The sequence below is a fragment of the Anaeromicropila herbilytica genome, from assembly GCF_016591975.1.
Taxonomy (GTDB): Bacteria; Bacillota; Clostridia; order Lachnospirales; family Lachnospiraceae; genus Anaeromicropila; species Anaeromicropila herbilytica.
On record NZ_AP024169.1, the window covers coordinates 193,538 to 205,000 of the forward strand.

Below are 11,463 nucleotides of genomic sequence, written 5' to 3' on the forward strand. Positions count from 1 at the left end.
AGTAAAATGAAAGAAATAAAAGGAATAATCAAATGAAAAATTACAATTGTATTATCATATTAAATCAACAAAAGGATAGAATCTTATTTTGCAAAAGGGCTTGCGATCCTTATCTTGGGCTCTACAATTTTGTTGGAGGTAAGATTGAAGAAGGGGAGCAATCCTTGGATGCTGCTTATCGAGAATTAGAGGAAGAAACGGGAATAACAAGAAAAGATACTGTTATAAGGCCATTTATTGACTATGTATGGCATATTCAGGAGATCCGAATGGAAGTATATGTAGGAGTATTAAATAAAGAGATTGTCTTAAGGGAGGAAAAACATTCTCTTCATTGGTTGGATTTTAATCATAATTTTTTTGATATGAATATATTTGCAGGGGAAGGCAATATAGGTCACATGGTTGAGATACTTAAAATGTCAGATATTCTTTAGTTTATTACAGTGAGGGATTGAATTAATGCTAAATATTTTTATTTCGGCAGCAAAAGTTAATAAATAAAGGTATCTACATATAACACTTTGGAATAAAATAGTGATAGAAATAGAATATATAATAATAGAAAGTAGTGATTACAATGATGCATAATTTGAAATATCAAGAGATTAATGAGTTTGATTATGCCACCTTAACTAAGATTATGACAGAAGCTTTTAATGATGATACTAAGATGCATACGAGCTTACTAGAAGATGGGCCAAGGGGATATAATGATGGAACGCTTGTAAGACGGCTGTGCTCTGATCGGAATATGATTAATAGAAAGATAATCTATCAAAATGAGATTATTGGACTATATGTACTGAGCCCTATAACAACAGATACATATGAAATTGAAATGATTGCGCTGTCGCCAAAATACAAACAGTTAGGAATAGGAACAAATGTATGGAGGGATATTGAGAATACATACCGTCAGGTGAAAAAATGGATCGTAGAAACACCGGAATATTCAAAGAGAAATATATATTTTTATACAGTAAAATGTGGGTTCGAACCCAATAGAGAAAGAGTATATGATAATGGAGATAAGTCAATTATTTTCGATAAGTTAGTATAATAAAAAAGGTAACTGCACTTTCATGTAGTTACCTTTTTCTTTTTGGGGTTTTATCACTTTATTCGATTTATTTTGTTTGCAAAAGACAAGGCTAGTTTTACAGATCTTCGATTTAATAAAGCCTCTTCTTTCTCTAATTGTTTATGAACAGTATTTAATTTTCTATTTATAGAATAGATTGTATTTTTCTGATTTTCAATAAGTGTATCAGTCGCTAAATGATATTTCTCCAAGCGTAAAAGGGCTTCCTCTTGGCTAAGAGAAGTAATAGGAATGGTTGGGGGAACATATTCAATTGTTTTCAATTGCTCATCCAAAGGAACTATGCTTGGTGTTAAACATTCTTTGTAGATATGATCAATATGATTCATGTTAAGGAAATCAATATAGTTTGCAAAATTACGTGCTTGCACTTCCATGGGACTTTTAAAATCAGCTTTTTCAATAAGGTCCCAGATGCTTGTAGAATCATTAATTTCATTAGCCATAACATGTGTTAGGTTATGATACATGGCTAGTTCTCTCATTCTAGCATCCTTTGGTATAATGATACTTGGAGTGCCAGCTATAGTAGAAGTAATGTTCCCGTGAAGACGAGCGCCAAAGCTTAGATCTACAGTTTTCAAAAACTCTACCCAGGTTGGCAGGTTATGAAAGAATCTAACCCGTCCTTCTTGATATATTTCATCTGTTATCTGACAGGGATAATTGGATTTCATATTATTAATAGATGGATAACCGAAATAGGATAATTTTAATTCCTTCATCCATTGAGGTATAAAGTAATAGTCTGAAAATTCTTTTGTACTTCTTTTAATAAAGTCTAATACATTATTCGGAGATAACTTCGAGTTGTTGATGCTTACTTTGGAGTCTTTGGTAATGGTAGTGTCTCTAATCGTAAGCTTAGGACCGAACGTGTACATAGAAGGACATCCAATTACCATATGGTCAATTCCTTCCCTAAAGCCTAGATGTGTAAGATAGTCAGAAGTAATCTGTCCTCGAACTCCAATAATATTAGAATGCTCTAATACAGCAGTGACAAATTCTTTCACATCTTCATCAAAAGAAAATCCAGAGCTAATTTTGGGTTCAAAAGGAGCTTTTAATCCTACTCCAATAACGTAAACAGGTATGCTCAATTTATTAATTAATTTAGTGTATTTTCTTAATTCTGGAATAAAATCTTCACGAAAAGCATCTGCAAGTGGTATGACAAAAGCATCATATTTTTCGTTAATTTCATTAGAACTATTAGGATCGATTTTATAGTAATTGGGTTCCAAAATAGTATCCGGTGTAGTTAGAGTTCTAAAAATACTATATGCGTAAATAAGATTGCCCACGTTTCCACCAATTGAGTTGTTTAATATAATATGAACTGGGTCAAAATTGTCTATTGGTGACATGCCAGCTCGAATAAGAATACGTTTCATTTAATTTTTCACCTTTCCAATAAGTTTATAGGATATAGAAGTCTTCTATAGACCTATTTGTTGGTATAGAAATGAGTCAAAAGATTTTTGACCTTATTCAATGAAATAATGCTAGCAAGGAAATGTGATATAAATATGATGATATAATTCTTATATAATTGCATAAAAAAAGAACAGATGAGGCATAATAAAATGCTCATCTGTTCTAAAAAGGGAGTATGAAAAAGTTTATTGTTGTAAACTTTATAAATTTATTATAATAGATTTTTGTGTACAAAGTGTGAAAGAGAAGATTCAAAATTATTTTTTTGATTCTTTATATAATAATAGAGTTTGTTGACTAGCGTCGAAATATGGTCTATAATTTTTTTATAACATAGGGGAGGAAAGTTATGGAAGAACGTATATCGGAAAATGAATTGATTAATTCAATAAATAAGGTGATTCCTTATATCTTAGTACTTTTTAGTGAGGATATAGCATTTGGAATAACAGATAAAGGAAAATATCTTAAGGTACAACAAGGAAAAGAGCTTGTGTTAAATTTAAAAGAAGGGGATTCTATACCAGAAGGTGGAGCGGTTATTCAGGCACTTAGAACGGGTGAAACTTTGATTAAAGATGTACCAAAAGAAGTATATGGAGTTCCTTTCAAATCATATGCAATTCCAATTAAAGATGGTAGTGAAGTGATTGGCGTCTTTGTAGTTGGGAAAAGTCTTGCACGAAGAAATGAAGTGATTTCTACAGCAGAAAAGTTAACAGAAGCACTTCAACAGATATCTACAGCAATTAGTGAGTTGTCTAATAACTTGCAAGAAGTTAATGGTATGAATTCGAATCTATTGAATAATGCAAAGGATACACAAAAGAGTACAAGTGATACGAATGAAATATTAGGTTTTATTCAAGGGATTGCATCTCAAACGAATTTACTTGGACTAAACGCTGCGATTGAAGCTGCAAGAGCTGGAGAAAGTGGAAAAGGTTTTGCAGTAGTTGCAAGTGAGATTCGTAATCTATCAAGTTCCACTAGTGAATCAGTTAAAAAAATTGATTCTGTTTTAAAAACAGTGGAATCATCCATAAATAAAATAACAAATGAGATTACAGAGTCCAATCAAGTGCATCAGTCTCAAGCGGCAACGCTAGAACAAATCTTAGCATCCATACAGGAACTAAATTCTACAGCACATATTCTAGAAGATTTGGCAAAAGTATTATAAACACAAAAGAGCTGTTACTATTGATTGAAAAATCACTAGCAACAGCTCTTTCTATTGGTTAATGAGAGGGGGGGAGTATTTCAAATATATGAAAATCTCTTGCAAGTATTATTATACGTAATAGATGTGAATAGAATATGTACAAATACTAAAAAGAATATAAAGGTATAATAAAAGTATAAACTATAAATAAATAGTTAATAAAATGCTTAATAAATAGAAAAAAAAGCCTTTTCTAATATACATTCAGTAAACTAAAATAAGGCTTTTGTAATCTTCTTTAGTCAATTGCTTCTAGTTCTTTCACTTTTCGTGTTCCTTTTGTTTTTAGATTAGGAGTTGTTATCACTGTGCTTGACATAGGTGTACACTCTTTTTCTAATTGATAAATACAATAATGAATACCTAAGAAGATATAATCTGCAAGTGTCATTACAACATTCAACCTAGTGGTTTGTAACAGCATATTATCAAGTAAACCTGATAGATTTACAATACCAGTAATAAAAATATCACCCACAGATGGTAGATCTTTATCAACACCTGCACCAGGTCTTAAAGAACCTTCTCCAATTGTAATGTATCCAACATGAGAACTCTTACCAAGAGAAGCATCAATAGCAATTACAAAGGAATTTTTATATTTTGCTTTTATCTCGATAATTGTCTCGGCAAGATTTTTAGCATGAATAGGATTTTCTAAGGTACCATATATAATGAACTTTTTCTTTTGGAGTTTGGATAATTTATAACCAATCATTGGACCAAGGCAATCACCAGTAGCACGATCTGATCCAATGCATAAGAATACAATGGTTTGGCTTTCATATGTTTGCTTTGTAATTAATTTAGATAATACTTTACTGAACTCGAAGGTAGAGAAACTATCATTCGAATTAAAATAATAAATCTTCTTGTTTCCATTCATAACACAATTCATTAAAACACCCCATATTTTTCTAATAATTACAGTATTACCAGAAAAAAATTAAATAGTCATATTTCTATAAAAGATCAGCGTAATTATGTGGACATTGTTATGTTAGTATTACTCTTGTAAAATGCTGCTTTAATATTATTTAATTTTTTAGATTGGAACAGGCAACTAATTGTAACAAATGTGTATTATATTTAATGTGTGATTAATTAAGCGCACCTCCTAACTATTTAGGTAAAATAAATGTAATTAACAAATATCCATAAGAAGATTTAATAAGTATTTTCAGTTTTTATCTATACTATATGGAAATTCATCTACATCTTATGATGAAAAGGATAGAATTAAACGTGGTTTTCATCTACAAAAAAATCTAGGATTAATCATATATTTTAAAAATAGATACAAACAAGCATGAAAAATCATTCAAAATAATAAATAAAGAGATAAAAGATAGAAATGTTTTTGGTACGGTGAAATGAATTTGACAAATTCTTTAAAATCCATATGCTAAGATACTTCCAAGAAAATAGTGACAATTCTAAGTAGTTTCATACCAACAGAGGAACTTTATTTGTTCGTTTGTGTTGGATGAAATGTTAGATTGGATAGCTTATGGAACGGAGGAGTTACAAGTATGTACAAGTTACCAAAAAACATTAGACAGATTGGACAGGTAGGGGGAAACAGAAAAATCTACGTAGAAGACTATGTGATAACTTTTACGAAACAGCTCGTTAAACAAGAATATGGTAATTATTCCTTTGCTGTTTTATTAGGCAGTTATGCAAAAATAGATGGAAGTAGAAATATATTTATCAATGGAGCAGTGGAAATCAAAGATATGGTCTATGGGGAAAACATCAATTTTACCAATGATATATGGACAAGTATCTATGATTCCATAAAAAAATATTTTACTGATATTGAAGTAGTCGGCTGGTACATAGGAGGAGCCGGTTTAACGCTAGAGATTGATGACAAGGTATTAAAGACTCATAAAGATAACTTTGTTGGGCAAGATAAAGTTCTGTTCATGTATGATAGCATCGATCAAGAGGAAGCTTTTTTTCTTAATGAAGGAAATAATCTCAAAAAGCAAGAAGGTTATTATATCTATTATGAAAGAAACGAAGAAATGCAGAATTACATGATAGATCGTCAAGGCGGTAAAAGTACGGAAGAAGACTATGAAGACAAAGCAACGAAAGAAATAAGACAGGTAATCGAAGGGAAAAAGGAAGAAGTAGAGAGTAAAAGGGCAGTAAAACTATTGTATGGTGTAAGTACTGTATTTGTGGTAGTTGTGCTGGTTATAGCAGCTACTATGTTTCAGAACTACGATAAGTTAACTGATTTACAGAATTCTGTTAAGAGAATAAGTAATAATGCTGGTAAAGATAGTGAGGATGGTAAGAAGGACGATGTAACCACAGTGGAAAAGGTAGAAGGTAATCTGTCGTCAGAAGATCAAAATGCAGAGGACACCGATATAGATAGTAATAGCGAGGCTACAGATGTATTGTCTAATAATGCTAAGAGTGATGTGGCTAAGGAGGATGATTCATCAGAAGTTAAAAAAGATGAAAATAGTAGTGATTCACAAAACGATACTAAAAAAGAGGATTCTAATAAAGTAACCAATGATTCAAAAGATAAGAATGCCGCTACGTCAAATAATGAAAAAAGTAAAGATGCCAACACTGCCAAAGATACACAAAAGCAGACGAAAAAGAAGGATTCACAAGCATCCAAGGAGAATAAGACGATTCCGGAATCGAAGGATGGAAGTGCTGAAAAGTCCAGTCAATACTATATAGTACAAAAAGGTGATACCTTGGTTACTATTAGCTTAAAATTCTATCATACTGTCAATTATGTAAATAAAATTATGAAAACAAATAATATCGAAGATCAAGACCATATCATCATTGGACAGAAATTAATGTTGCCTTAAGGAAGGTAGATTTCTCTAGAAGATAATGAAGGATAAAGTTTTGAAATTTATTTATATTAGAAAGTGTTAATGAAAAAGAATTATTCATGTTATGAGTGATTCTTTTTCATTTTGTATTAATTTCGATTGCTATATTTAATGCCTTCGTTCTAACTTTAATTGTTTAATATAAAAATTATAGTGTCTTTGAAAGAAAAATAAGGTATAATCTGTGTATTAGGATTTGGAGTGTTAAAAGCCTTTCTTAGTTTAAATTGTGTGTATTGATAATTATACAGCGATATACACGGGATATACTTGAATAAGGATTTTGAAACTCTAACCGTATTAGATTATAGTAAAGGTGTGAATGTAATGGCAACTGTAATAGAGAAAGGCTCTAAAACCAGTTATGAGATAAAGATAGAAAGGCATCGCCGTAAAGTAAAGACCATACGAATTACAACAGCAGTAGCAGTTACTCTGTTCGTAATCTTTTTTGTAATTTGGTATTTTAACCGAGATTTTAATAGTTATAAAGTAATGAATTCTGTATTAAGAAAGGATAGCAATACGGTTCAATATATGCCATACCAGAAAGATTTATTAAAGTATAGTCGAGATGGTGTGAGTGCAATTGATACAGATGGCAATCTATTATGGAATGGAACATATGAGATGAAGAACCCTAAGGCCTCCATCTGTGAAGGATATGTAGCAGTAGCAGATATTGGTGGTAATGATATCTATACTGTGAATGAGAAAGGTGATCAGAACAAATTGCAGATGCTCTTACCAATTACGCAGGTCGAAGTATCAAAGCAAGGAGTGGTTGCAGCATTGTTAACGGATAATGATGTAAGCTATATTAATCTATATGATTCCACTAAGCCAAAGCAAGATCCTTTAGTTGAGCAAGAATTTCATGTAGAGAACTCAGGATACCCATTGGATATAGCATTATCCAATGATGGAACCAAATTAGTTACTAGTTACTTAAATATAAAAAATGGAGTTGTAAAAACAGATCTAGCTTTTTATAATTTCTCAGAAGTTGGTAAGAATCTAGTAGACAATCTTGTTGGAGGAATTCCATATGAGAAGACAATAGTTCCAGAAGTTGAGTTCTTAGACAATAATACCATATGTGCTTATGGTGATAACAAATTTGCGGTCTACACAATGAAGGAAAAACCGGATCTAGTATTTACAGATACATTTAAGACAGAAATTAAGAGTATATTCTCAAATGATTCATATGTTGGATTCATTGTAAATAATTATGATGGAGATCAGAAGTATCGTGCTATAGTATATGATCTTAAAGGAAAGAAGATTTTAAACAAGCCAATCAATTTTGAGTATGATGATGTCATGATATCTGGTAAAGAGATAATATTCCATTCGGATTTACAGGCAATTATTATGAGTCTGAAAGGTAAAATAAGATTTAACTATACATTCAAACAACCAGTTTCTTATTTATATCCAATTAATAATTTTAACAAATATATTCTAATTAATAATAAAGAAATCCAAAAAATAAAATTAGTGGAGGCGAAGAAATGAATTGGCTTTTAGGCGCAGTAATCCTAGTTTTGGCAGGTTACGCTATAAAAGGAAGACACGATGGCTTTATTAAGACGGTGTTTGCAATATTCTCTATTGTGTTATCACTTGTACTTAGTATAGTAATCAGCCCATATATTAGTAAGACGATACAAAGCAATGAAAAAATATATAATACAGTAAATGAAAAGATAGCAGAAGGATTAAAGCTATCGGAGCAACAAAAGGAAGATAAGAATAGTGATAGTAAGAAGACAGTAGATAAAGAGGGAAAACAGCAAATAAAACAAAAGCAACAAAAGCAGAAGTCACTAGATGAAACAGATGAGAAAGGTCAGATTGAACAACTCACACTTCCAGGGACATTAAAAGATGCTTTGATCGAGAACAATAATTCAGAAGTATATAAAGCATTAGCAATTAATAGTTTCGAGGGCTACGTAAGTGGTTATTTAACTGTTATTGCAATTAATGCATTTTCATTTTTTATAACGTTTCTAATTATAAAAATAATATTCTTTGTATTATCAAAAGTGCTAGATATTATAAGCAAGTTACCAATACTGAATGGTCTAAATAAAACTGCAGGCTTATTAGTTGGTTTGCTCCAGGGACTTGCCGTTATATGGGTATTGTGTATCGTATTAACTGCATTTAGTACAAGCCAAATTGGACAAGAATTATTTAAGTTGATTAATGAAAGTGCTATATTAAGTAGTATTTATAACAACAACTTATTGTTGAACGCAATCACTAATATTGCGAAAGTATTATTTTAATTTCTCAAACACTCGAAATTTAATATAAAATGTAAAAAAAGTAAGGTCATTTGTGTGAATAATATCGGGTTGCGTATCTGCAACCAATGATTTAATATGAAGATATCATCACATGAATGACTTATTTTATTGTTCATAATTTAGTGTAGTGATTTCACTTGCTTGCAAGGGTGAAATCAATTTTCTTTCACTCTTATATGAATCGGTGATAAGTAATCAATGAATTGAGATATCTTGTATGGTAAGGTATAGGTAATTGCGAATATCTAACGTAGTAATAGTTTTGGAATTACCTAACAGGATTAGAGTGTCAAAAGCCTTTCTCAACCTAAATTGTGTTTATTGTTGTATAATTATTAATATTGGCGTAGTCCGGCTGAAAACATTGTTTATATTTTGTCAAGACTCAAGGTAAAAATAGGAACGTGAGTGAGTATTTTTGCTTGTTTTGGGGCTTGTAAAAAATATAATGTTGGAAGGAAAGGTAGCCAAAATTAATAATTATACAGCAATATACACTCAGTAAACTAAAGTAAGGCTTTTGACACTCTAATCCTAATAGTCTATTTAAAAGAAAGGAGTTCTTATGGAAGCAACAAGAAAGAAACTATTTAATGATGGATGGAAGTTTACAAAACAAAGCATTGGTACAAGCCTTTCTGATATCAATGGGAGCAAGGTAGAATGGAGAGAGGTAGAACTTCCTCATGATTGGCTAATCTATGATACCGAGAATCTATATGAAACTGGAGAAGGTTGGTATAAGAAAAGTTTTGCAGTAGAAAGTAAAGAAAAACAAAGAATTCAACTATACTTTGAAGGTGTGTATATGAATTCTACAATCTATATAAATGATAAGGAAGTTGGTACTTGGACCTATGGCTATTCTAGTTTCTGTTACGATGTAACCGATTACATAACTAAAGGTATCAATACAATCATGGTACGAGTAAAGCACGAATCACCAAATTCAAGATGGTATTCAGGCGCTGGTATTTACCGTAATGTATGGCTCATTACAACAGATGAAGTACGCGTTGTAGAGGATTCTATCTACTTAACAACAGATGGTCAAGGTGGAAATGTTAAGGTTCAGGCGGAGATATATGATGCAACAGTAGAGAGTAGCCTACAAACAGAAGGTAGTAAAGATATTACTTACTTAGCAACTATATTAGATGTAGATCAGAATGTGGTAGCTGAAAAAGAAGGTACTGTATTATTAGATAAAGCGACAACAACATATCATTTTGATATGAATGTAAATAACCCTATTCTTTGGGATTTATATACATGCTACCGTTATTCCTTCAAGTTGCAACTAGTATTGGAAGATCAAGTAATAGATGAAGTAACAACCAGATTTGGATTCCGAACAATAGCTTTTGATCCAGATGAAGGTTTCTTCTTAAATGGGGAATATATGAAACTTCACGGAGTGTGCTTACATCACGACCTAGGAGCGCTTGGATCAGCAATGAACGTAGTTGCACTAGAGAGACAGCTTAGAATGATGAAGGATATGGGAGCAAACGCAATTCGTACTTCTCATAATATGCCTGCAGTTGAAGTAATGGAACTATGCGACAAAATAGGTTTACTTGTAGATTCCGAAGCTTTTGATATGTGGGAATTGCCAAAGACAGAATATGATAATGCGAGATTCTTCAATGATACTTGTGGAATTGATGTAGCGAGTTGGGTAAGACGTGATCGTAATCACCCAAGTCTTATTCTATGGAGTATTGGTAATGAGATTCATGACACGCATGCAGGTCCAAGAGGTCTAGAAATTACAAAGATTCTAAAAAGTCATGTATTAGAACATGATTATAATGAAAATGCCATTGTTACCATTGGATCAAACTATATTGCATGGGAGAATGCTCAGAAAGTAGCGGATGAATTAAAACATTCTGGTTATAACTATGGTGAATACTTATATGATGAACACCATGAAAAATATCCAGATTGGATTATCTATGGAAGTGAGACTACTTCAACGGTTAAAAGTCGTGGAATCTATCATTTCCCAGCACATACTCCTATCTTAACTCATGACGATATGCAATGTTCTAGTTTAGATAACAGTGCTGTGGGCTGGGGCGGTAAGAATGCGGAACAACCATGGATTATAGACCGTGATCGTAAATTCTGTGCAGGACAATTTGTATGGACAGGCTTTGATTATATTGGTGAGCCAACACCTTACTCAACGAAAAACTCCTATTTTGGTTTAGTTGATACAGCGGGTATTCCAAAAGATATTTATTATATGTATCAAGCAGAGTGGACTAACTATAAGACTCATCCAATGGTACATTTACTACCATATTGGGATTTTAATATTGGGCAAACAATTGATATCTTTGCATATACCAATGCACCAGAGGTTGAATTGTTCTTTAATGGAGAATCCCTAGGTAAGCAAGTAATTGATCATAAGAATGGTCAGGTATTACATGGTGAATGGAAAGTCAGATATGCACAAGGCACATTAGAGGTAAAGGCATA

The 11,463-nt window shown here is 31.9% G+C and carries 9 protein-coding genes (1 of these 9 running past the window's edge); 7 read left to right on the forward strand and 2 right to left on the reverse strand.

The genetic code is table 11. The features are described 5' to 3' along the window. Positions 1 to 32: 32 nt before the first annotated feature. Together bsdtb5_RS00780 and bsdtb5_RS00785 are read left to right on the forward strand one after the other, a co-directional pair. On the forward strand, positions 33 to 437 hold the full coding sequence (locus bsdtb5_RS00780; RefSeq protein ID WP_271714157.1) for an NUDIX hydrolase: 405 nt from the start codon (positions 33 to 35) through the stop codon (positions 435 to 437). Between the two features lie 143 nt (positions 438 to 580). Then, a complete protein-coding gene (locus bsdtb5_RS00785) occupies positions 581 to 1,063 on the forward strand; it encodes a GNAT family N-acetyltransferase (protein WP_271714158.1) in 483 nt (160 codons plus the stop codon). A 53-nt stretch (positions 1,064 to 1,116) separates the two neighbouring features. Here the strand turns inward: bsdtb5_RS00785 and bsdtb5_RS00790 are convergent, their stop codons facing one another. After that, a complete protein-coding gene (locus bsdtb5_RS00790) occupies positions 1,117 to 2,502 on the reverse strand; it encodes a polysaccharide pyruvyl transferase family protein (RefSeq protein WP_271714159.1) in 1,386 nt (461 codons plus the stop codon). 392 nt (positions 2,503 to 2,894) lie between these two features. On the opposite strand from bsdtb5_RS00790, the gene bsdtb5_RS00795 reads away from it, so the two are divergent. Then, entirely contained in the window at positions 2,895 to 3,728 is an 834-nt protein-coding gene (locus bsdtb5_RS00795; RefSeq protein WP_271714160.1) for a methyl-accepting chemotaxis protein, read from the forward strand. Between the two features lie 280 nt (positions 3,729 to 4,008). Here the strand turns inward: bsdtb5_RS00795 and yyaC are convergent, their stop codons facing one another. After that, positions 4,009 to 4,668, reverse strand: a complete 660-nt coding sequence (yyaC, locus tag bsdtb5_RS00800) for a spore protease YyaC (RefSeq protein ID WP_271714161.1) — start codon at positions 4,666 to 4,668, stop codon at positions 4,009 to 4,011. Between the two features lie 634 nt (positions 4,669 to 5,302). On the opposite strand from yyaC, the gene bsdtb5_RS00805 reads away from it, so the two are divergent. From bsdtb5_RS00805 to bsdtb5_RS00820, 4 genes are all read left to right on the forward strand, one after another. Beyond that, complete coding sequence (locus tag bsdtb5_RS00805; RefSeq protein ID WP_271714162.1) at positions 5,303 to 6,622, forward strand: LysM peptidoglycan-binding domain-containing protein; 1,320 nt, start codon at positions 5,303 to 5,305, stop codon at positions 6,620 to 6,622. Between the two features lie 297 nt (positions 6,623 to 6,919). Next, positions 6,920 to 8,170, forward strand: coding sequence for a DUF5711 family protein (locus bsdtb5_RS00810; protein ID WP_271714163.1), 1,251 nt, complete (start codon positions 6,920 to 6,922; stop codon positions 8,168 to 8,170). Then, positions 8,167 to 8,949, forward strand: a complete 783-nt coding sequence (locus bsdtb5_RS00815) for a CvpA family protein (protein WP_271714164.1) — start codon at positions 8,167 to 8,169, stop codon at positions 8,947 to 8,949. The genes bsdtb5_RS00810 and bsdtb5_RS00815 overlap by 4 nt, the downstream gene beginning before the upstream one ends. Before the next feature lie 586 nt (positions 8,950 to 9,535). Then, positions 9,536 to 11,463, forward strand: the 5' portion of a protein-coding gene (locus tag bsdtb5_RS00820) for a glycoside hydrolase family 2 TIM barrel-domain containing protein (RefSeq protein WP_271714165.1). The gene runs 1,540 nt beyond the window's last position; only the first 1,928 of its 3,468 coding nucleotides appear in the window; it begins with the start codon at positions 9,536 to 9,538; its stop codon lies off the right edge, out of view.

Bases quoted from the DNA above. Each gene is read 5' to 3' on its own strand.
- bsdtb5_RS00780 (WP_271714157.1), top strand. From the start codon at position 33: ATGAAAAATTACAATTGTATTATCATATTAAATCAACAAAAGGATAGA.
- bsdtb5_RS00785 (WP_271714158.1), top strand. From the start codon at position 581: ATGATGCATAATTTGAAATATCAAGAGATTAATGAGTTTGATTATGCC.
- bsdtb5_RS00790 (WP_271714159.1), bottom strand. From the start codon at position 2,502: ATGAAACGTATTCTTATTCGAGCTGGCATGTCACCAATAGACAATTTT.
- bsdtb5_RS00795 (WP_271714160.1), top strand. From the start codon at position 2,895: ATGGAAGAACGTATATCGGAAAATGAATTGATTAATTCAATAAATAAG.
- yyaC (WP_271714161.1), bottom strand. From the start codon at position 4,668: ATGAATTGTGTTATGAATGGAAACAAGAAGATTTATTATTTTAATTCG.
- bsdtb5_RS00805 (WP_271714162.1), top strand. From the start codon at position 5,303: ATGTACAAGTTACCAAAAAACATTAGACAGATTGGACAGGTAGGGGGA.
- bsdtb5_RS00815 (WP_271714164.1), top strand. From the start codon at position 8,167: ATGAATTGGCTTTTAGGCGCAGTAATCCTAGTTTTGGCAGGTTACGCT.